The organism is Mesorhizobium sp. WSM4847, assembly GCF_055811335.1.
In genome coordinates, this window is the sequence record NZ_JBVVPY010000020.1 from 91,533 (window position 1) to 112,033 (window position 20,501).

Genomic DNA, 20,501 nt, shown 5'->3' on the forward strand with positions numbered 1-20,501 from the left:
CTTGTTGCCTTCAGTTCCCGCATTCCACCCGTCGCCCGCTGCCTCACGGTGGCGGGGCCTTTTGATGGGCACACCGGAACCAGAGCTTGGCGATCCGGTTAACTGGATATGCCAAACAAAATCAAAGACCCGCCACCGAAGCCCGCCCCGAAGAAGACACCTGTCCGTCGTCCCGACAAGGAAGCGTCGCCGGAGCCTGAACATGTGGACCCGCCGCCACGAGACGTGCGCGAGGCTCCGGCACCAAATCCAAACGGCGACAGGAAGTCATAACCGCCGCGCAAGAACGACGTAGCGCCTCGCCGCCTCATGACGGCGGCCTTCATTTCGAACCGGAATGACCCCTCAAAAGCAAGCTTTCGCCTGATCTATAGGCAACTACGGTGACAGTGCACTATTTCTTTCCTCGCCTGCTGCGTCCCCATTACGCTGCGTGTTTTCAGTTTTCAGAGGCCCAACCGGCCAGCAGTAGGCGAGGCAAGCAACTGCGGGAACGGATACATTTTTGTCAGCAGACAACGCTGCCCCATTCCATAGCGCCTCTCCGAACTGTTGTTTCGGTGCTATGGTGTTCCTGCATGATCAGACTGCAAGGATATGAGGCATGCCCGAAATCACCCGCCGTACACTTCTTGCGTTCACCGCCGTAGCCTCGGTCGTTGAACCGACGTTTGCTGAAAGGGAAGGTGCCTCGCGCGAATTGCAGGCGCTGATTGGAGCCCATGAGGCGGCCTATGTCGCGCTCCACAGGGTTGTTCATCGAACGGACAGCAGCAGCCACGACCGCAAGAGGGCAGACCGGATTTGAAGAGGAAGCATTGCTGGCCATCTGCTCCTATCCTGCGATCAGTCGAGGCAACCGCCGAGCCAAGGCCGAGTACCTGTTAGCCACTGAGGCACGGGGCGAACTTGACCTGGAAGAGCACATGCAGGCCATCCTGCACTCGATGATGCGTGGCTGATACCATTGTCACCGGCAGCCACCGCAATTCGATGGCTCCAGCGAGTTCAATGGAAAGCGGATGGTTCTGCGGCTCTCTTGGACTGCTCGGCCCGACGATGTGGGTGCCCGAACACGTGGGAGAGCATCACATCGAGCCCTTGAGACCGGTTCGAGGTGCAGCCGCCCGGTATCTACTTACGCGGCGCGTTGTTGAGCGAGGTGGAAACCCGAACGGGCTCGACGAGGCTCGACGGCGGTCACGATGCTGTGGTGGTGATCGCAGTACACGCGGTCAGGCGAAGTTGGCCCAGCACAAAAGCGGTGACCGCCGGGCACTGACCGATCTTCGCGAACCGGGAAGCGGCATTGACAACTGCCCAGCTTGATGAGGGGGACGTCACTTGTTGGCAGTCTGGTATTTTCAGGCATGATGTCTTTCTGGTTCCTAAAGGTTGGCCGTACGTCATCGCCATGATCCAATAGTCTGATTTCCACCGTGGAGGGCAGCGACTGCGTCGGGCGAGTTCATCTCGCTTGGCTGGCTATGGAACACCATGTGGTGTCGGGAACTGCTTCAAGCAATTGCTTGCGGCTAGAAGCCACACCGCCGCTGATGGGTGCGCGAAGCAGGCATCCTTGTCCGTGCCGGTTGACCCCCGGGGAAGCTTGTCCGAAGGCGGGGTGGGTGCGGATTGTGGGGCCCACCACGCTGCGTTCTTTTCGGCTTTTAGGGAACCGGCCAGCAATGCGGATACATTTTGTCAGCAAACGATGTAGTCGCGTCCTAGAGCGCCTCTCCGAAGTGTTGCGCCGGCCGGCCTGTCAGATAGCAAGGATATGACGCATGCCCGAAGTCACCCGCCGTACACTACTTGCGTTCACCGCCGTGGCGTCCGTCGTTGAACCACGTTTGGTGAAGGGGAAACTGCCTGACGCGAATGCAGGCGGAAGCGTCGTTTCGGATGGTTCGAGAATGCGGCAGGCTGTCGCGGATCGGGCCTGCGCAAAGCGCCAACCGAAGGTGCAAGGAAGGTGCAAATAAATTCGACAACGATCGATATTTCTTAGCTAAAACAACCTTTTGGTAGGGAAATGTGGCGGAGAGAGCGGGATTCGAACCCGCGTTACGGTCTCCCGTAAACACACTTTCCAGGCGTGCGCCTTCAACCACTCGGCCACCTCTCCGTCCTGGCATTTTCGCTGCGGCCGGTTTCGCCGCGCGGGTTGGGGAGATGCCGTCTCCTTGTTGGGGGATTCCCGGTCCGGAACTTCGCACCGTAGGCGCCGTCAACCAGCGGACACCTTTTCCCCACACCTGAGCCGTCAAAGCAAAAGGCGCGGGGCTCATCTAGTCGATCCGGTGCCGAATGCCAAGACGCTCTGTTCGCTTTGTCGGATAGAGTTGCTCTGTTCCTAGCCGACCGACGCCTCGCCGACGCGAACCGGCGGCGCAGGTTCAACTTCGCGTGTCGCGATTGCGGATAAAGCGCGCAGATCCTATTTATCAGGCCGATACAGATATTTCTGAAAAGCTTGCGGGGAGGTAAGGTCTGGGTGTTCCGCTTCGTCTTCCGTCTTGCCGCAATGGTTGCGCTTTCGGTTTCGGTCATCATGGCGGTGGTCGACGCGACGCGCTCGGTGGCGGCCTCCGCCCTGGTCATGACCCCGCTCAACACCAGCTGGCTCGCCGTCGCGCCGGATACGCGAAGCGCCTTCGAAAGCTTCGTCCGCGACAGGCTTGGTCCGCTGCTGTGGGACGGTGCGATCGCCTGGGTGCTCAACCAGCCCGGTTTCGCGGTGTTCGCGGTGCTTGCCTTCGTTCTCTACATGATCGGCTACCGGCGGGAGCGGGCGACCGGGCGGTTCGCCTAGACTTGATAATTTGTTGTTAAGGATCTTCTGGCGTCCCCAACCAAGGCGTCCCAACCAACGAGAAAGGGAGACTGCACATGTTTCTCAGCGACATGCTGAACAAGAAGCTCAACCTGCCGAAACCTGCCGAGGCGCTGCCGGGCCGCGCCAATCCTATCCCGACGGCATCCAATCACTTTGTCTCGAAGCGGCCGCTGAAGGGGCCCTATCCAGACGGGCTGGAGAGGGCCATGTTCGGGCTGGGCTGCTTCTGGGGCGCGGAACGCCTGTTCTGGCAGGTCGAGGGCGTGTGGGTCACGGCCGTCGGCTATGCCGGTGGCGTAACCCCCAATCCGACCTACCAGGAAACCTGCACCGGTTTGACCGGTCATGCCGAAGTCGTGCTGGTCGTCTACGACCCGAAGGTCGTGTCCTATGCACAGCTTCTGAAGCTGTTTTGGGAAAGCCATGATCCGACGCAAGGCATGCGCCAAGGCAATGACGTCGGCACCACCTACCGCTCGACGATCTACACGTTTGGTGATGCGCAATACCAGGCGGCGATCGCCTCGCGCGACGCCTACGAGGCCTCGTTGGACGGCGCCGGGCGCGGCAAGATCACCACCGAGATCGCTCCGGCACCGGAATTCTACTTCGCCGAGGAAGACCACCAGCAATATCTGGCGAAGAATCCCTACGGCTATTGCAATCTGCAGGGCACCGGCGTCACCTGCGCCATCCCGGCTGCCGTCTCCGCCTGAGGCCTTGGCGGGACGATGATCCCGGCTTTTCCAACAGGTCAAAATTCCGCGTGAATTTTGCTTCGGGCCGTGCCAGATTGGCCCGAAGCGGGAGGAAGACACTCCTGTCTGATGTCGCATGCCTGCCGGAGAACCGGGCAGGCAGGCGGTGCATAACGGAAAAATAACCGACAGGGTGTGGATCACATGAAACGTATCGTTCTCGGCCTCCTGGCCGCAACTGCGATGGTTCTTCCGGCCTTCGCCGCAGACATCCAGCCAGCACTTCTCTACGATCTCGGCGGCAAGTTCGACAAGTCGTTCAACGAAGCGTCCTACAACGGCGCCGAAAAGTTCAAGGCCGAAACCGGCATCGCCTATGTGGAATTCGAGGTCTCAAACGCCACCCAGCGCGAGCAGGCGCTGCGCCGTTTCGCCGAGGATGGCCGCAATCCAATCGCCATGGCGGGCTTCTCCTGGGCAGATGCGCTGGAGAAGATCGCCGTCGAGTTTCCCGAGACCAAATTCGCCATCATCGACATGGTCGTCGACAAGCCCAACGTCCGCTCCGTCGTCTACAAGGAGCAGGAAGGCTCCTATCTCGTCGGCGTGATGGCGGCGATGGCCTCGAAGACCAAAAAGGTCGGCTTCATCGGCGGCATGGACATTCCGCTGATCCGCCGATTCGGCTGCGGTTATGTCGGCGGCGCCAAGGCGGCCGGCGCGACCGATGTCATCCAGAACATGACCGGCGACACGCCGGCAGCCTGGAACGATCCGGCCAAGGGCGGCGAGATCGCCAAGACGCAGATCGACCAGGGCGCCGACGTGATCTACGCAGCGGCAGGCGGCACCGGTGTCGGCGTGCTGCAGGCAGCGGCCGACGGCGGCAAGCTCGGTATCGGGGTCGATTCCAACCAGAACGGCCTGCAGCCCGGCAAGGTGCTGACCTCGATGGTCAAGCGCGTCGATGTTGCCGTCTACAACACGTTCATGGATGCCAAGAACGACAAGTTCACCGGCGGCATCAACGATCTCGGCCTCAAGGAAGGCGGCGTCGACTACGCCATGGACGACAACAACAAGGCGCTTGTCGACGACGCGATGAAGGCGGCGGTCGAAAAGGCCAAGGCCGACATCATCGCCGGTACCATCAAGGTGCACGATTACATGTCGGACAATGCCTGCCCTTATTGATCGCGACATTGCCGATCTGCTCGAAGCCGCCGGGTGAAAACCCGGCGGCTTTTCTATCCGCAAGCTCACCAGTGCGGCGGCTTGGTCACCGGCACGTCGGGCGCGGCCTGTTCCTCCAGCGCCAGGAAGCGGTCGGCCAGCGCATCGAGCTTGCGCTGCATGCGCTCGATCACCTTCCACTGCTCGGCGATCTGGCCGGACAGTTCCTCGATGGTCTTCTCCTGCTCGGCGGCGCGGATTTCCAGCGTCGTCAGCCGGTCGTCGGGCATGGTCATTTGAAATCCTCGATCCAGGCGATTGTGCAGGCTGCGGCCACGTTCGAAATTGACAAGCGCGCGGGGATTTGTCGAGAGTGAACGCTGCTCCGGCAATTGGCACAGGCGGGGCGTCATGCTAGGCGTTTTGACCAAGCGATAAAAATACGATGGGAAAGGCTGCATGGCGCAAGCCGCAATCGAGCTGATCGGCATCAACAAGAGTTTTGGCGCCGTGCGCGCCAATCGCGACATCAATCTGGAGATCGCGCGCGGCACCATCCACGGCATTGTCGGCGAGAACGGCGCCGGCAAATCGACGCTGATGTCGATCCTTTATGGTTTCTACCAGGCCGACAGCGGCGAGATCCGCGTCGGCGGCCAGCCGGCGTCGATCAAATCGCCCAACGACGCCATCGCGCTCGGCATCGGCATGGTGCATCAGCATTTCATGCTGGTCGACAATTTCACGGTGCTGGAAAACGTCATTCTCGGCGCTGAAAGCGATGCGCTGCTGAAGAAGAGCATCGCCAAGGCGCGGTCCGAGCTGGAACGGCTCGAGCGCGAATATGGGCTGGAGGTCGATCCCGATGCGATCATCGAGGAGTTGCCGGTCGGACTGCAGCAGCGTGTCGAAATCCTCAAGGCGCTGTATCGCGGCGCCGAGATCCTGATTCTCGACGAGCCGACGGGCGTGCTGACGCCCGCAGAAGCCGACCATCTGTTCCGCATCCTCAGGCAGTTGAAGGAGCAGGGTAAAACGATCGTGCTGATCACCCATAAGCTGCGCGAGATCATGGCGATCACCGACACGGTCTCGGTCATGCGCCAGGGCACGATGGTGGCGACACGGGAAACCACGAAGACCACGGTCGGGGAACTGGCCGAGCTGATGGTCGGGCGCCGCGTGCTGCTCAGGGTCGAGAAGGGCGAGGCGGAAGCCGGCGGGGTCAAGCTTGCGGTGAAGAACCTGACGGTGAAGGATTCGCGTGGCGTCACCATGGTCGACGACGTCTCCTTCGATGTGCGCGCCGGCGAGATCGTTGGCATCGCCGGCGTCGCCGGCAACGGGCAATCCGAAATGCTCGAGGCGATTTCCGGCATCAGGCGCGCCGTCTCGGGCTCCGTCATGCTCGAGGGCAGGCCGATCGATCTGACCGGGGCCGCCGATCCCGGCGAACTGCGCGACCGCGGCCTCGCCCATGTCCCGGAAGACCGTCATCATGTCGGGCTGGTGCTGGCCTTCGAGGAGAACGAGAATTCGATACTCGGCTATCACGACGATCCGCGATACCTGAAGGGACCGTTCCTCGACATCGACGCGATCCGCGACGACGCGAGGGACAAGATCGCCAAATACGACATCCGCCCGGCGGACTGCCGTCTCAAGACCGCGAATTTCTCCGGCGGCAACCAGCAGAAGATCGTGCTGGCGCGGGAAATGGAACAGGACCCGGGCGTGCTGATCGTCGGCCAGCCGACGCGCGGCGTCGATGTCGGCGCCATCGAATTCATCCACAAGCGGCTCATCGCCATGCGCGACCAGGGCAAGGCAGTGCTGGTGGTGTCCGTCGAGCTCGACGAGATCCGTTCGCTCTCCGACCGCATCCTGGTTATGTTTGCCGGCCGCATCGTCGGCGAGCGCGGCCCCGAGGCGAGCGAAGGCGAGCTAGGACTGCTGATGGCTGGCGTCGAGCACCGGGAGGCGGCGGAATGAGCACGCCTTACGCCAAGCTGCCGGCCTGGGCGGATTACGGGCTGATCCCGGTGATCAATCTCGCCGTTGCCTTCGTCGTCGCCGGCCTCGTCGTGCTTCTGGTCGGCGAAAATCCGTTCCGCGCTGCCGCCGTCCTGGTCGAGGGCGCCTTCGGCCGTGGGCAAGGCATTGCGTTCACGCTGTTCTACGCCACCACCTTCATCTTCAGCGGGCTTTCGGTGGCGGTTGCAGCGCATTGCGGCCTGTTCAACATCGGTGGCGAGGGCCAGGGCTATATCGCCGGTCTCGGCATCGGCATCGTTTGCCTCGCCTTCGACAGCGTGCTGCCATGGTGGCTCACCTTTCCGCTGGCGATCATTGCCGCTGCGGCGATGGGGGCGCTGTGGGCACTGATCCCGGCCTATCTGCAGGCCAGGCGCGGCTCGCACATCGTCATCACCACCATCATGTTCAATTTCATCGCCGCCAGCGTCATGGTCTACGCGCTGGTCGGATTCTTGAAGCCGGCCAATTCGATGGCGCCGCAGACACGCACCTTCCTCGACGGCGCGCAACTGCCGAAGCTCAACTGGGTCATCGAATTGTTCGGCGCCAAGATCCGCTCGGCGCCGTTCAACATCAGCTTCCTGCTGGCGCTGGCCATGGCGTTTCTGGTCTGGATGCTGATCTGGCGCACCAGGCTCGGTTACGAGATGCGCACCTACGGCCACAGCGCGAAAGCGGCGCGCTATGCCGGCATTTCGGAAACCCGCATCATCATAGTCGCCATGATGATTTCGGGCGCGCTGGCCGGCATGATGGCGCTCAACCCAACGATGGGCGACCAGCACAATGTCGCGCTCGAATTCGTTTCGGGCGCCGGTTTCGTCGGCATCGCAGTAGCGCTGATGGGGCGCCTGCACCCGGTCGGCATCGTGCTCGCCGCAATATTGTTCGGCATGCTCTACCAGGGCGGCGCCGAGCTCGCCTTCGAAATGCCGGCGATCAGCCGCGACATGATCGTTATCATCCAGGGCCTGGTCATCCTGTTCGCCGGCGCGCTCGAGCATATGTTCCGGCCCTATGTCCAGGCGCTGTTCGCCTCGCTCAGCCCGAGATCTGTCGGCATCGAAGCGATCAAGGGGAAGGGTGCCTGAGATGGATCTGTTCAACGCCATCATCCAGGTTCTGGACTCGACCATCCGCCTGTCGGTGCCGTTGCTGCTCGCATGCCTCGCCGGTCTCTATTCGGAGCGGGCCGGCATTTTTGACATCGGGCTCGAGGGCAAGATGCTGGTCGGCGCCTTCGCCGGTGCCGCCTCCGCCTCCGTCTTCCATTCCGCCTATATCGGCCTCGGCATGGCCATCCTCATCTCGGTCGCTTTTGCGCTGGTCCACGGCTTTGCCTCGATCACCCATCGCGGCAACCAGATCGTCTCCGGCGTGGCGATCAATTTCATCGCCGCCGGATCGACGATCATGCTCGGCCAGGCCTGGTTCCAGCAAGGTGGACGTACGCCGGCTCTGGCATCGGATGAGCGGTTCGGGGCGATCGTCTGGCCCGGCGCGGACGCGCTCAGGGGCGTGCCGATCCTCGGACCGATATATTCGGAACTGATCTCCGGCCATTCCGTGCTGGTCTATGTCGCGTTCCTCGCCGTGCCGTTCACCTGGTGGGTGCTGTTCCGCACCCGTTTCGGCTTGCGCATGCGCGCGGTCGGCGAGAACCCGGCCGCGGTCGACACCGCCGGCATCTCGGTCGCCTGGCTGCGCTACCGGGCGTTGATCTGCACCGGCGTGCTCACCGGTATTGCCGGCGCCTATCTGTCGATGGTGCAGAATGGCGGCTTCGTCAAGGACATGACTGCCGGCAAGGGCTACATCGCCCTGGCCGCGCTGATCTTCGCCAAGTGGAAGCCGGTCAACGCCATGTTCGCCTGCCTGTTGTTCGGCTTCCTCGACGCGCTGTCGATCCGCCTGCAGGGCACGCCGCTGCCGCTGATCGGCAAGGTGCCGGTGCAGCTCATGCAGGCGCTGCCCTATATCCTCACCGTCATCCTGCTCGCCGGCTTCATCGGCAAGGCAATTCCGCCGCGCGCCGGCGGCGTGCCCTATGTCAAGGAACGCTAAGCGTGATTTCGAACCGCAGGTCAGCGTCAGCGAAATGTAGAAGCCGGTTTTCGGACAAGATCATGCAATGGAAAAACAATGTCGCATGATCTGTTCGAAGAGGCCAAGGCCGCCATGGCGAAGGCCTATGCGCCCTATTCGAAATTCCCGGTCGGGGCGGCACTGCGCACCGAGGACGGCCGCGTCTTTACCGGCGCCAACGTCGAGGTCGCGTCCTATCCGGAAGGTTGGTGCGCCGAAACCACCGCGCTCGGCCACTTCATCATGGCCGGCGGCGGCAGGATAACGGAAATCGCTGTCATCGCAGAGCGCATGGCTAAATGCTCGCCCTGCGGCGGCTGCCGGCAGCGGCTGGCCGAATTCTGCCGGCCGGAAACCAAACTCTATCTTTGCGACAATGCCGGCGTGGTCGAAACCGTGACCATGGGCGAGATGCTGCCCTACGGCTTTCAGGGCGAAATGTTGAAATGAGGAGCTTGGTTGAAATGAAGAGCTGGTTGACATGAAGGAAGCGCTTGATCGTCTGGTCGAAAGGCTGGACGGGCTGGCGCCCGCCACCGCGCTGGTGCTGGGTTCGGGCCTTGGCGGGCTTGTCGACCAGGTCGAGGATCCTGTCCGCATTTCCTATGGCGAATTGCCGGGCTTTCCCAGAAGCGACGTCACCGGCCATGCCGGCGAGGTGGTGGCGGGACATTTTGCCGGCACGCCTGTGCTGATGCTGTCCGGCCGCGCTCACTACTACGAACACGGCAACGCGGCGGCGATGCGGCCGGCGCTTGAAGTGCTTGCCGGCCTCGGCATCTCGCAACTGATCCTCACCAATGCCGCCGGCTCGGTCGATCCGGGCATGGGGCCGGGCTCGGTGATGCTGATCACCGACCACATCAATTTCTCGGGTTCCAATCCGCTGATCGGCGAGCCGAGCGACCGCCGCTTCGTCGGCCTGACCGAAGCCTATGATGCCGGCCTTCGCTCAGCGATCGAGACGGCGGCGAAGGCGACGGACGCCGCGCTGCACAAGGGCGTCTATATGTGGTTTTCGGGGCCGTGCTTCGAGACGCCCGCCGAGATCCGCATGGCGCGCGTCATGGGCGCCAATGCCGTCGGCATGTCGACCGTGCCGGAGGTCATCCTCGCCCGTTTTCTCGGCCTGCGCGTCGCCGCCTGCTCGGTCATCACCAATCTCGCCGCAGGGATGACAGGGGCGGAGCTTTCGCACCAGGAGACCAAGGACATGGCGCCGATTGGCGGCGCGCGGCTGGCGACGATCCTCCAGCGTGTGTTCCAGGATGGGTTGCCGGAGCGTAAGGTCCCGGCCTGATGCTTCCCCAGGAAATCATCCGCAGCAAGCGCGACGGCCACAAGCTGTCGACGCAGGAGATCGCCAGCTTCATCGAAGGCGTCACCGCCGGCACCGTCTCGGACGGGCAGGTCGGGGCCTTCGCCATGGCGGTGTTCTTCAACGGCATGAGCCGCGACGAGGCGGTGGCGCTGACCCTGGCGATGCGCGATTCCGGCGGCGTGCTCGATTGGTCGGACCTGCCAGGCCCGGCCACCGACAAGCATTCGACAGGCGGCGTCGGCGACAATGTCTCGCTGTTGGTGGCGCCGATCGTCGCTGCCTGCGGCGCTTATGTGCCGATGATTTCCGGCCGCGGCCTCGGCCATACCGGCGGCACTCTGGACAAGATGGACGCCATCCCGGGCTATACCAGCCAGCCGGATGTCGCGGGATTCCGCAAGGCAGTGCTCGAAGCCGGCTGCGCCATCATCGGCCAGACCGCCGATCTCGCGCCCGCCGACCGCCGGCTCTATGCGATCCGCGACGTGACGGGAACCGTCGAATCGGTGCCGCTGATCACCGCCTCGATCCTGTCGAAGAAACTGGCCGCCGGCCTGCAGTCGCTGGTGCTCGACGTAAAGGTCGGCAACGGCGCCTTCATGGAAAAGTCGCGCGACGCAACGACACTGGCGAACAGCCTGGTCGAAGTCGCCAATGGCGCCGGCCTGAAGACCTCGGCGCTGGTCACCGGCATGAACGAGCCGCTGGCGTCGGCAGCCGGCAACGCGGTCGAGGTGCGCAATGCCGTCGATTTCCTCACCGGCCGCTTCCGCGACCGGCGCCTGGAGGATGTGACGCTGGCACTGGCCGCAGACATGCTGCAGTCGGCCGGGCTGGTGTCGTCCAACCAGGACGGCATGCGGCGCGCCGCCGAGACGCTTGCCGGCGGCGGTGCCGCCGCCGTCTTCGCGCGCATGGTGGCGGCGCTCGGCGGTCCGGCCGACTTCGTCGAGAACCCGGAAAAATACCTGCCGAGGGCGGCGACGGAATTTGCGGTCAAGGCCGCCGAAAACGGCTTCGTCACCGGCATCGCCACCCGCGACATCGGGCTCGCCGTCGTCGGGCTTGGCGGCGGGCGCATACGGCCGGGCGACAGGATCGACCATGCGGTCGGCATCACCCGGCTGCTGCCTGTCGGCGCGGAGGTGCGGGCCGGCGAGGCGCTGGCGCTGGTCCATGCCCGCAATGCCGCAGATGCCGAGGCGGCCGCCGCCGTCGTGCTTTCGGCCTATGCGATCGGCGCTTCGAAGCCGCCCGCGGAAAAAACCGTCATCCGGCGGATCCTGCCGCGCGGATGAAGTTTTTTATTGGACCATGATCTTTCCGAAAACCGGTTTCCACTTTTCGGGATCATGGTTCACTGGACGAGCAGCAGCGCGCCGTTCTCGACCTGGTATTTTTCCAGCCTCTGGAGAAAGCTCAGGCCGATCAAATTGGTGCGTAGCGCCTTGTCGTCGAGCACGACCGCCTGGACGCCGTCGAGCGTGATCTTGCCGATCTGCAGCCGATCGACGGTCACCAGCGCAGCCTTGATAGCGCCGTTGGCGGTGTTGACCTGGTGCTTGAAATCCGACGCGTTCAGCGAAACGCCGATCCTGCGCGCCGTCGAACTGTTGATGGCGACCAGCGTTGCGCCGGTGTCGATCATGCAGTCGACCGTTCGACCGTTGAGCTTGAACGCCGACGTGAAATGCCCGCGCGCGTCAGCCGGGATCACGACCTTGCGGCCGAGCGGCTGCGCCGGCCTGTCGGGAACCGTGGCCAGGTTCAGGTCCGTTTCGACCGCCGGGCTGGCCCCGACCGCCGATTTCAGCAGGCCTTCGAACATCTGCGGATTCGACTGGTAGAGCATCGGGAACGACGCCGATGCTACGGCGAGCACGCCAAGGATGAGAAGATTGCGCAGCATGGACCGGCCTTCGTGAAGACCCATGCTTATCGCGGCATGGTGTTTGCCGCTTTAACAGATGCAGAAAGCGGTCGTTTGCGTAAACGATCGGTAAACGAGCGGCGCCACGGTCATTTGGTCCCGTACATGCGGTCGCCAGCATCGCCGAGGCCTGGCATGATGTAGCCCTTCTCGTTGAGCTGGCGGTCGATGGAAGCGGTGAAGACCGGGACATCGGGATGCGCCTTGATGAAGCGATCGAGGCCTTCTGGCGCCGCCAGCAGGCAGAGGAAGCGGATGTTGGTGGCGCCGCGCCCCTTCAACTTGTCGATCGCCGCGATCGCCGAATTGGCGGTCGCCAGCATCGGATCGACGACGATCACCAGCCGGTCGGCGAGATCGCTCGGCGCCTTGAAGAAATATTCGACCGCTTCCAGCGTTTCGTGGTCGCGATAGAGACCGATATGGGCGACGCGCGCCGCCGGCACCAGGTCGAGCAAGCCCTCGAGCAGGCCGTTGCCGGCGCGCAGTACTGAGGCGAAGACCAGCTTCTTGCCCTCCAGCGTCGGCGCTTCCATCGTCTCGATCGGCGTTTCGATCGTCGTCGTCGTCAATTCGAGGTTGCGGGTGACCTCGTAGCCGAGCAGCAGCGAGATCTCGCGCAGCAGCCGCCGGAAGCCGGCCGTCGAAGTTTCCTTCTTGCGCATGATGGTCAGCTTGTGCTGGACAAGCGGGTGGTCGACGACGGTGACGCCCTGCATGGTGGTCTCCTAGCTGCGCAGGTGAAAAGTGAGTAGTGAGTAGTGAATAGTGAATAGTGAATAGGTTTGCGAGTCTTGGTTCCGACAGTCCTTGGTTCAGCGGAAAAACTCACGGTTGACGGACCGAAGCGCCGGGCGCACCATTCACCATTCACCATTCACCATTCACCATTCACCATTCACCATTCACCATTCACCATTCACCTGCCCTTGACGTCGAGCCGGCCTAGCAGCATTGCCTTGGTCTTCCTGTCGACGAAGGCGGCGTCGATGGCGGTTCTGGTGACGGAGGCGAGCGCCTTGTCGTTCATCGAAAAATGCTCGGCGGCAATGTCGTATTCGCGCTTCAGCGACGTCCGGAAATAGGGCGGATCGTCGGAGTTAAGCGTCACCTTGCAGCCTGCCGCCAACAGGGCCGGAAAAGGGTGATCGGCGAAACTGTCGAACACCCTTAGCGCGATGTTGGAGCTCGGACAGCATTCGAGCACGACGCCTTCATCGGCAATGCGACGGACAAGGTCGGGGTTTTCGATGGCGCGCACGCCATGGCCGATGCGAGCGGGGCGGATGTGATCGAGCGCGGCCTTGACGCTCTCCCAGCCCATCAGTTCGCCGGCATGGACGGTGATGCCAAGGCCGGCCTCGCGGGCGATTTCGAAGGCCCTGACATAGTCCTCCAGATCGCCCATCCGCTCGTCGCCGGCGACGCCGAAGCCGGTGACCAGCGGATGCCCGCAGCGGGCGGCGAAGCGCGCCGCCTGCTCGATCGATTCGACGCCGGCATTGCGCACGCCGGTGACGATCATGCGGCCCTCGATGCCGGTCTTGGCCTTGGCGCGCGCCATGCCTTCGCCGAGCGCGTCCGTATAGGCCCTGGGCGACAGCCCGGCCTTCCCGGCGTGGTCCGGCGAGGTGAAGATCTCGGAATAGATGGCGCCGTCGCGGGCGAGGCTGGTCAGATAATGATCGGCCAGCCGCGCATAGTCCTCTTCGGCGCGGAACAGGTCGGAGGAGAAGTCATAGGCGGCGAGGAAGGAGCTGAAATCGTGCCAGACGAAAGAGCCGTCCTGAATGTAGGGCGAGGTGTCCTTGCCGTATTTCTGCGCCTGGCGGATGACGAGTTCGGGCGCCGCTGCCCCTTCGATATGGCAGTGCAGTTCCGCTTTCAAAGGCATGCAATCATCCCGTCAGGTCAGTCCAGGACATGGAGCCATAAGCATGATTCCACGACCGGGAAGCGCGGCCGAACACCGCGCCTTAAACAATAGCGTCGGCACCATCGATCGGCTATGGTCCCGCCGGTTTTATGGCGGATCAAAAATAATGTCGGTTGAGAGAACCACGGCCGTTGGCGGTATGGAAACCTCCTATGGTTTCAAGCGCGTAGGGGCAGGCGAGAAGCAGTCCCTGGTCAACGACGTTTTCCACAAGGTGGCGAACCGCTACGATCTGATGAACGACCTGATGTCGGGCGGCCTGCATCGGCTGTGGAAGGACGCCATGGTCACATGGCTCAATCCACCGAAACGACCGGGCTGGAGCGTTCTCGACGTTGCCGGCGGCACTGGCGACATCGCCTTCCGCATCGTCGAGGCGAGCGGCAGGTACGCCCATGCCACGGTTCTCGACATCAACGGCTCGATGCTCGCCGTCGGCCGCGACCGGGCCGAGAAAAAGGGCCTGACGGACAATACCGATTTCGTCGAGGCCAATGCCGAGGAGCTGCCTTTCGCTGAGGCCAGTTTCGACGCCTACACGATTGCTTTCGGCATTCGCAACGTGCCGCGCATCGATGTGGCGCTTGCCGAAGCCTTTCGCGTGCTGAAGCCTGGCGGGCGCTTTCTCTGCCTCGAATTTTCCGAGGTCGACATGCCGCTGCTCGACAGGGTCTACGAGGCGTGGTCGTTCAACGCCATCCCCAGGATCGGCAAGGCGGTGACCGGCGAAAACGAACCCTATTCCTATCTGGTCGAATCGATCCGCAAATTTCCCAATCAGCAGAATTTTGCCGCGATGATTTCCCGCGCCGGTTTTGAGCGCGTGTCTTTTCGCAATTATGCCGGCGGCATAGCTGCGCTTCATTCGGGTTGGAAGCTTTGAGGCTGGCCCGTATTTTTTATACGCGACCTGCCCTTCGCCGGTCTAGAAAACCGGCAGGACAAGCGCAGTCATGAGCAGTGTCGGCGCTGGTTTCAGGCTCGTACGGGCCGGCTGGGTGCTGGTCCGCGAAGGCGTCGTCGCGGCGTTGCCGGGCGATGAGCTGTTCGGCCTGCCGAAATTCGGCTGGCGGGTGGCACGGCTGTTCACCCGCCGCCGCGCGCTTGCCTACGAGCGTGGCGATCGGCTGGCCAAGGCCGTCGTCCGGCTCGGCCCATCCTATGTCAAGCTCGGCCAGTTCCTGGCGACACGACCCGATGTCGTCGGCAACGACATAGCGCTCGATCTCGCCATGCTGCAGGACAAGATGCAGACATTTCCGCAGACCGAGGCCATTGCGGCGATAGAGGCCTCGCTCGGGCGCAAGGTCGGCGAGCTCTACGCCAGTTTCGGCGAGGCCGTCGCCGCGGCCTCGATCGCTCAGGTCCATACCGCCGAAACTTTGCAGAACGGCGTCGGTTCGCGGGTGGCGGTGAAGGTGATCCGGCCGGGCGTGCGGCGCCGTTTCTTTCGCGATCTCGAAAGCTATTTCCTCGCCGCCCGTCTCCAGGAAAAATACATTCCGTCGTCGCGCCGGCTGCGGCCGGTCGAGGTGACCCAGACGCTGGCGCAGACCACCAAGATCGAGATGGATCTGAGGCTTGAGGCGGCAGCGCTTTCGGAGCTCGGCGAAAACACCAGGGACGATCCCGGCTTTCGCGTGCCGACGGTCGATTGGGAACGCACCGGCCGCGACGTGCTGACCATGGAATGGGTCGACGGCATCAAGATGAACGACATTGCCGGCCTGACTGCCGCCGGCCACGATCTGAAGGCGATCGCCGCCAATCTGGTCCAGTCGTTCCTGCGCCATACGCTGCGCGACGGTTTCTTCCACGCCGACATGCATCCGGGAAACCTGTTCGTCGAGCCCGATGGCACCATCGTCGCTGTCGATCTCGGCATTGCCGGCCGGCTCGGCAAGAAGGAGCGCCGGTTCCTCGCCGAAATTCTCTACGGCTTCATCACCCGTGACTATCTGCGCGTCGCGGAAGTGCATTTCGAGGCCGGCTACGTGCCGCGCCTGCATAACGTTGCGGCATTCGCCCAGGCGATCCGCGCCATCGGCGAGCCGATCCACGGCCAGCCGGCCGAAACCATCTCGATGGCCAAGCTCTTGGCGCTTCTGTTCGAGGTCACCGACCTCTTCGACATGGCGACGCGGTCCGAACTGGTGCTGCTGCAAAAGACCATGGTGGTGGTCGAGGGCGTTGCCCGCACGCTCGACCCGGCATTCAACATGTGGAAGACGTCAGAACCGGTGGTCGGAGGCTGGATATCAGGCAATCTCGGCCCGCGTGCCCTGCTGGCCGACGCACGCGACGGCGCCAGCGCGTTGCTGGCGCTGGCCCGCCAGGCGCCGGACCTCGCCGCCCGCACCGAGCGGCTGTCGCGCGAGATCGATCTGATGGCCGAGCACGGGCTGCGTTTCGATGACAGGACGGCGCACGCCATCGGCAAGGCCGAGGCGCGCTATAGCAGATCCGGCAGGCTGGCGCTGTGGGTGATCGCGCTGACGCTGGTCTTTATCGCCTGGAGGCTGCTCTGACTGCAATGACAGCAGTGCTGTCATTGCAGTCATGCTCCAGTGTCGCTATATTAGGTCGCGGGAGCGCGATCATGGCCCGGATTACTGTTCGCAATGTGGATGAGAGTGTCATGCGGCGACTGCGTGAGCGTGGCGCCGCGCGTGGCGTTTCCATGGAGCAGGAGGCGCGGGACGTGCTCGCCGCATCCGTAGGGCTTCCGACCACCAAAGGTTTCGACTCGTCCGGCATTGCAGCCGAGGACGAAGCCAAGTTCAGACCGACCACACGGGGGCAAGGGTAGTTATGGGCACCCTGACCATTCGCAATCTCGACGACGATCTGAAGCAAAAGCTGCGCGAGCGGGCTGCCAGACATGGCGTGTCAATGGAGCAGGAGGCAAGAAATCTCTTGCTGAAGGATGTGGCAGTCACCAAAGAACGTGACGGGGATTTTGTTACGGCGGAGGAAATCCTCGAATTCGGCCGACGACTGCAACAAGCGGATTTCGATCAGAAGAAATTCACTGATGACCTCTGGTCCTTCATCGAGGAGGAATGACCGTGGTGGTCGACACCTCAGCGATCGTGGCCATCCTGAAGCAGGAGCCCGACGCTCCGGCGATCGCCCAGCGCCTCGCCGGAAATCAGCGGATACTTATGAGCGCCGCAACCCTGATGGAATGCGGCACAGTAATTGTCCGCCGCTATGGCGCGGCTGGCACGGCCGAGTTGACGGGCCTTCTTGCTAGACTCAAAGTCACGATCGTCGCGCTCTCCGCCGAACATGCGCAAGCCGGAATTGAAGCCTATGCACTGTATGGCCGAGGTACTGGCCATCGCGCCAATCTCAACATGGGCGACTGCTTCGCCTACGCGTTGGCCAAGACGCGAAACCTGCCGCTGCTTTTCAAAGGCGACGATTTCATCCATACCGACATCGAACCGGCGCTGAAGCCGGCATGACATCGGACAAGAACTGGGCATGACCCTCTCCGGCAAGCGCATCCTGCTGATCATCGGCGGCGGTATCGCCGCCTACAAGGCACTCGACCTGATCCGCCGGCTGCGCGAGCGGGGTGTTGTGGTGCGCGTGGTGATGACCGCCGCGGCGCAGGAATTCGTCACCACGCTGTCGGTCGGGGCGTTGTCGGCCGACCACGTGTTCACGGACTTGTTCGACCGCAATGACGAGCACGATGTCGGCCACATCCGCTTGTCGCGCGAGGCCGATCTTGTCGTCGTGGCGCCGGCTACCGCCGACCTGATGGCGAAGCTCGCCAACGGCCATGCCAACGACCTTGCCTCGACCGTGCTCATTGCGACCGACAAGCCTGTGCTGATGGCGCCCGCCATGAACCCGAAAATGTGGTCGCATCCCGCGACCCGGCGAAACCGGGCGACGTTGCGGAAGGACGGCGTCGCATTCGTCGGCCCGGCAAAGGGCGAAATGGCCGAGAGCAACGAGGGGGGCGAAGGCCGCATGGCCGAGCCGCTGGAAATCGTCGCTGCGATCGAGGCGCTGCTCGATATCAGTCCGAAGCCGCTGGCAGGCAGAAAGATCATCGTCACCTCAGGGCCGACGCATGAGCCGATCGACCCGGTGCGCTATATTGCCAACCGTTCGTCCGGCAAGCAGGGCCATGCCATCGCGGCGGCGCTGGCCAGGCTGGGCGCCGATGTGCGCCTCGTCTCCGGTCCGGTCGGCATTGCCGATCCGGCTGAGGTCACCACGTTGCATGTCGAAACCGCCAACGAGATGAAGGACGCGGTCGAACAGCTTTTGCCGGCGGACGCGGCGGTGTTCGTCGCGGCGGTTGCGGACTGGCGCAGCGAGACTTCGGCCGGCGAGAAGATAAAGAAGGTGGCGGGCGAGGGGCCGCCGGCGCTGCAGATCATCGAAAACCCTGACATCCTTGCCGGTGTCGGCCATCACAGAAAGCGGCCCAGCCTGGTCGTCGGCTTCGCCGCCGAGACGCAGGATCTCGTCAGGAACGCCGAGGCCAAGCTCAGGAAAAAGGGCGCCGATTTCATCGTCGCCAACGACGTATCCCACGAAAGCGGGGTGATGGGCGGCGACCGCAACAAGGTGCGGATCGTCTGGAAGACCGGTGTCGACGAATGGCCCGAGATGAGCAAGGACGAGGTGGCGACGCGGCTCGCCGCCTTGATCGCCGAACGGCTGAAGACGATTACTGTCTAGCCCGTCGCTTCCTGCGGCCGGGCTGCTGGCCCCGAGATCCTCAGCGCGGCAAGGCATCCCAGAATCCCGAGTGGCACGAAGGCGAGGAACAGCCAGGTGGCGACATTCGCCGCCGCCTCACGATTCAGGCCTTCGGAAAAACCGCTGGCGTTTGCGACGATGCCGGTCAACGCGGCACCGACCGCATAGCCGATGCGCTGCATGGTCGGCACGGCGGCGGAAGCGATCGTCTGCTCGCCGTCACTGGCCGATGCGACGATCACGCGTGTGACGAAGGGCCAGGCAATGCCAAAGCCGCCGCCCTGCAGTAAGGCGCAAAACAGGATCAGCGGAATCGAACCGGCCGGCACGGCATAGGCGAAACCGGCGATGCCCGTCGCAATCATCAGCGCGCCGCCGGTGATGATCAGTCTCTCCCGCTCCGGCGGCGCATTGGCGACGAGGATCGACAGGATCGACCAGGCGATCGATTCGGCGGCGATGATATAGCCGGTGGTCAGGATCGGAATGCCGTGCAGGCGGGTCAGAAGCAGCGGCCCGTAGACGGCGAAGGAACAGGTCGCCACCGAAAACGCGGCGACCATGGTCATGCCTGCGCCGACCGGCGAGCGCCATGAGAACAGCCGCGACGGGAACAGCCGCGAGCCCGGCTTCAGCGCGTCGATGCGAACGAACAGCGCGAGCCCGATCAGGCCGAGGATGAGCAGCAGGGACGAGCGCAGCAGGGCAATGTCGACACCGGCCGTGGCGATCAGCACGACGCTGACGGCAAGGCAGCCGAGCGCGGCAAAGGGGAAGGGCGGCGCGGTTCCAGTGATCGCCTGCGGCCGGGTCGCCTCGGGCGTGTCGAGCACGATGAAGCTCGCCAACGCCATGGCGGTGCCGCCAAGCGTGAAGACGCCGAAAGCCCAGCGCCAGGAGAGCAACTCGGTCATCAACGCACCGAGCACCGGCCCGCTGAAGGCGGCGACGCCCCAGATCGCCGACATAACGCCGAAAAGCTGCGGCCAGATGGCGCGTGGAAACAGCCGCTCGACCGAGACGAAGGCCAGCGACACCAGCGCGCCGCCGCCAAATCCCTCGATCAGTCGCCCGGCCAGGAACAGCGGCATGGACGGCGCGATGGCGCAGACCAGGGCGCCGGCCGCGTAGAGCAGGGCGGCAACCACCATGTTGGTGCGCAACGCGACATAGCTCACCAGCCGTCCGGCGGCAGCGCCGGCGACGATGGCGCCGAGCTCGTAGATCGCCAGCGACCAGCCGACCAGCTGAACCGCGGCGAGTTCGCCGACCATCGCCGGCATCACCGTTGCCACCATGGTTTCGTTGGTGGCGTGCAGCAGGATGCCGAGGCTGATGAAGCAGAAGCGCGCCAGATCGCCGCTCGCCCACAGCGCCCGCCAGTCGACCCTGTTTGTGCTGGTTTCGATCACCCCGCCCTCCCGAACTTTCTTATATGCCAAATCAAAAAATGGTTGAGCGCTCTTCGTCTCCAACGGGCACGCGGCGCTTCGGGGACGGGTTGTAGAACCTCAACCGCAGTTGAGCTCAAGCGGTTTTTGCGGGGTGCGCTGAGATGCGACGGCCGGGAAGCCAGGATGCTCGTGTTCTCAACTCCAGGTCAATCCGCCGCGCTGCGCAACTGTGACTGGATGCGCCGATCGCCATGTCGACGCCGCTCTACCCAATCGATCTAGCGGTACGTCAGACGAGGTGTTACCCTAGATAGTTGTTGCCAGCTTCCGCAGTTGTGGTTAATATATTAGTAAGAGCGA

General features: G+C 63.3%; 21 protein-coding genes and 1 tRNA gene. 16 read left to right on the forward strand and 6 right to left on the reverse strand.

All coding sequences use genetic code 11. The features are described 5' to 3' along the window. Positions 1–604: 604 nt before the first annotated feature. The gene (locus tag AC0L28_RS25565) at positions 605–808 is read left to right on the forward strand and encodes a hypothetical protein (protein WP_473481007.1); all 204 of its coding nucleotides are present in this window, start codon (positions 605–607) and stop codon (positions 806–808) included. A 1,230-nt stretch (positions 809–2,038) separates the two neighbouring features. Here the strand turns inward: AC0L28_RS25565 and AC0L28_RS25570 are convergent. Continuing rightward, positions 2,039–2,128, reverse strand: a tRNA-Ser gene (locus AC0L28_RS25570). A gap of 369 nt (positions 2,129–2,497) precedes the next feature. Between AC0L28_RS25570 and AC0L28_RS25575 the strand changes: the two genes are divergently transcribed. From AC0L28_RS25575 to AC0L28_RS25585, 3 genes are all read left to right on the forward strand, one after another. Continuing rightward, the gene (locus AC0L28_RS25575; RefSeq protein WP_128173521.1) at positions 2,498–2,815 is read left to right on the forward strand and encodes a hypothetical protein; all 318 of its coding nucleotides are present in this window, start codon (positions 2,498–2,500) and stop codon (positions 2,813–2,815) included. A gap of 77 nt (positions 2,816–2,892) precedes the next feature. After that, positions 2,893–3,555 carry a peptide-methionine (S)-S-oxide reductase MsrA gene (gene msrA, locus AC0L28_RS25580; RefSeq protein ID WP_473481009.1) on the forward strand — a complete coding sequence of 221 codons (663 nt, stop codon included), beginning with the start codon at positions 2,893–2,895 and terminating at the stop codon, positions 3,553–3,555. 186 nt (positions 3,556–3,741) lie between these two features. Continuing rightward, positions 3,742–4,731 (forward strand): BMP family lipoprotein, encoded by a 990-nt coding sequence (locus AC0L28_RS25585; protein ID WP_128169914.1) that lies wholly within the window; start codon positions 3,742–3,744, stop codon positions 4,729–4,731. Between the two features lie 65 nt (positions 4,732–4,796). Here AC0L28_RS25585 and AC0L28_RS25590 read toward each other — a convergent pair whose 3' ends face one another. After that, positions 4,797–5,006 (reverse strand): SlyX family protein, encoded by a 210-nt coding sequence (locus tag AC0L28_RS25590; RefSeq protein ID WP_091600472.1) that lies wholly within the window; start codon positions 5,004–5,006, stop codon positions 4,797–4,799. A gap of 163 nt (positions 5,007–5,169) precedes the next feature. On the opposite strand from AC0L28_RS25590, the gene AC0L28_RS25595 reads away from it, so the two are divergent. The 6 genes from AC0L28_RS25595 (at position 5,170) to deoA (ending at position 11,451) form a co-directional block, all read left to right on the forward strand. Beyond that, positions 5,170–6,702 (forward strand): ABC transporter ATP-binding protein, encoded by a 1,533-nt coding sequence (locus AC0L28_RS25595; RefSeq protein WP_287172181.1) that lies wholly within the window; start codon positions 5,170–5,172, stop codon positions 6,700–6,702. Beyond that, positions 6,699–7,838 carry an ABC transporter permease gene (locus AC0L28_RS25600; protein ID WP_287172179.1) on the forward strand — a complete coding sequence of 380 codons (1,140 nt, stop codon included), beginning with the start codon at positions 6,699–6,701 and terminating at the stop codon, positions 7,836–7,838. The genes AC0L28_RS25595 and AC0L28_RS25600 overlap by 4 nt, the downstream gene beginning before the upstream one ends. A gap of 1 nt (position 7,839) precedes the next feature. Continuing rightward, positions 7,840–8,811: an ABC transporter permease gene (locus AC0L28_RS25605; protein WP_023797500.1), complete on the forward strand. Its 972-nt coding sequence runs from the start codon at positions 7,840–7,842 to the stop codon at positions 8,809–8,811. 78 nt (positions 8,812–8,889) lie between these two features. Beyond that, entirely contained in the window at positions 8,890–9,282 is a 393-nt protein-coding gene (cdd, locus tag AC0L28_RS25610; protein ID WP_023797501.1) for a cytidine deaminase, read from the forward strand. Between the two features lie 31 nt (positions 9,283–9,313). Next, positions 9,314–10,132 (forward strand): purine-nucleoside phosphorylase, encoded by an 819-nt coding sequence (locus tag AC0L28_RS25615; RefSeq protein WP_473481011.1) that lies wholly within the window; start codon positions 9,314–9,316, stop codon positions 10,130–10,132. Beyond that, complete coding sequence (gene deoA, locus AC0L28_RS25620) at positions 10,132–11,451, forward strand: thymidine phosphorylase (RefSeq protein WP_473481013.1); 1,320 nt, start codon at positions 10,132–10,134, stop codon at positions 11,449–11,451. The genes AC0L28_RS25615 and deoA overlap by 1 nt, the downstream gene beginning before the upstream one ends. Positions 11,452–11,510: 59 nt before the next feature. On the opposite strand, the gene AC0L28_RS25625 is transcribed toward deoA, so the two are convergent. The 3 genes from AC0L28_RS25625 to AC0L28_RS25635 all read right to left on the reverse strand — a co-directional run bounded on the left by AC0L28_RS25625 (position 11,511) and on the right by AC0L28_RS25635 (position 13,977). Further along, on the reverse strand, positions 11,511–12,062 hold the full coding sequence (locus AC0L28_RS25625) for a TIGR02281 family clan AA aspartic protease (protein WP_473481015.1): 552 nt from the start codon (positions 12,060–12,062) through the stop codon (positions 11,511–11,513). A gap of 110 nt (positions 12,063–12,172) precedes the next feature. Beyond that, positions 12,173–12,802 carry a uracil phosphoribosyltransferase gene (gene upp, locus AC0L28_RS25630; protein ID WP_023797505.1) on the reverse strand — a complete coding sequence of 210 codons (630 nt, stop codon included), beginning with the start codon at positions 12,800–12,802 and terminating at the stop codon, positions 12,173–12,175. Positions 12,803–13,002: 200 nt separating this feature from the next. Then, the gene (locus tag AC0L28_RS25635) at positions 13,003–13,977 is read right to left on the reverse strand and encodes an adenosine deaminase (protein ID WP_473481017.1); all 975 of its coding nucleotides are present in this window, start codon (positions 13,975–13,977) and stop codon (positions 13,003–13,005) included. 148 nt (positions 13,978–14,125) lie between these two features. On the opposite strand from AC0L28_RS25635, the gene ubiE reads away from it, so the two are divergent. The 6 genes from ubiE (at position 14,126) to coaBC (ending at position 18,726) form a co-directional block, all read left to right on the forward strand. Continuing rightward, positions 14,126–14,902 (forward strand): bifunctional demethylmenaquinone methyltransferase/2-methoxy-6-polyprenyl-1,4-benzoquinol methylase UbiE, encoded by a 777-nt coding sequence (gene ubiE / locus AC0L28_RS25640; protein WP_473481019.1) that lies wholly within the window; start codon positions 14,126–14,128, stop codon positions 14,900–14,902. Between the two features lie 70 nt (positions 14,903–14,972). Then, the gene (ubiB, locus tag AC0L28_RS25645) at positions 14,973–16,547 is read left to right on the forward strand and encodes a 2-polyprenylphenol 6-hydroxylase (RefSeq protein ID WP_473481021.1); all 1,575 of its coding nucleotides are present in this window, start codon (positions 14,973–14,975) and stop codon (positions 16,545–16,547) included. 71 nt (positions 16,548–16,618) lie between these two features. Then, the gene (locus AC0L28_RS25650; protein WP_023797509.1) at positions 16,619–16,828 is read left to right on the forward strand and encodes a FitA-like ribbon-helix-helix domain-containing protein; all 210 of its coding nucleotides are present in this window, start codon (positions 16,619–16,621) and stop codon (positions 16,826–16,828) included. 2 nt (positions 16,829–16,830) lie between these two features. Next, a complete protein-coding gene (locus AC0L28_RS25655; protein ID WP_023797510.1) occupies positions 16,831–17,085 on the forward strand; it encodes a FitA-like ribbon-helix-helix domain-containing protein in 255 nt (84 codons plus the stop codon). Then, positions 17,082–17,489 carry a type II toxin-antitoxin system VapC family toxin gene (locus tag AC0L28_RS25660; protein WP_031254220.1) on the forward strand — a complete coding sequence of 136 codons (408 nt, stop codon included), beginning with the start codon at positions 17,082–17,084 and terminating at the stop codon, positions 17,487–17,489. Before AC0L28_RS25655 ends, AC0L28_RS25660 begins: the two co-directional genes overlap by 4 nt. A 19-nt stretch (positions 17,490–17,508) precedes the next feature. Further along, positions 17,509–18,726: a bifunctional phosphopantothenoylcysteine decarboxylase/phosphopantothenate--cysteine ligase CoaBC gene (gene coaBC / locus AC0L28_RS25665; RefSeq protein ID WP_473481024.1), complete on the forward strand. Its 1,218-nt coding sequence runs from the start codon at positions 17,509–17,511 to the stop codon at positions 18,724–18,726. Here the strand turns inward: coaBC and AC0L28_RS25670 are convergent. Next, positions 18,723–20,159 carry an MFS transporter gene (locus AC0L28_RS25670; protein WP_473481026.1) on the reverse strand — a complete coding sequence of 479 codons (1,437 nt, stop codon included), beginning with the start codon at positions 20,157–20,159 and terminating at the stop codon, positions 18,723–18,725. The two genes, coaBC and AC0L28_RS25670, sit on opposite strands and share 4 nt — an antisense overlap. Positions 20,160–20,501: the final 342 nt, after the last annotated feature.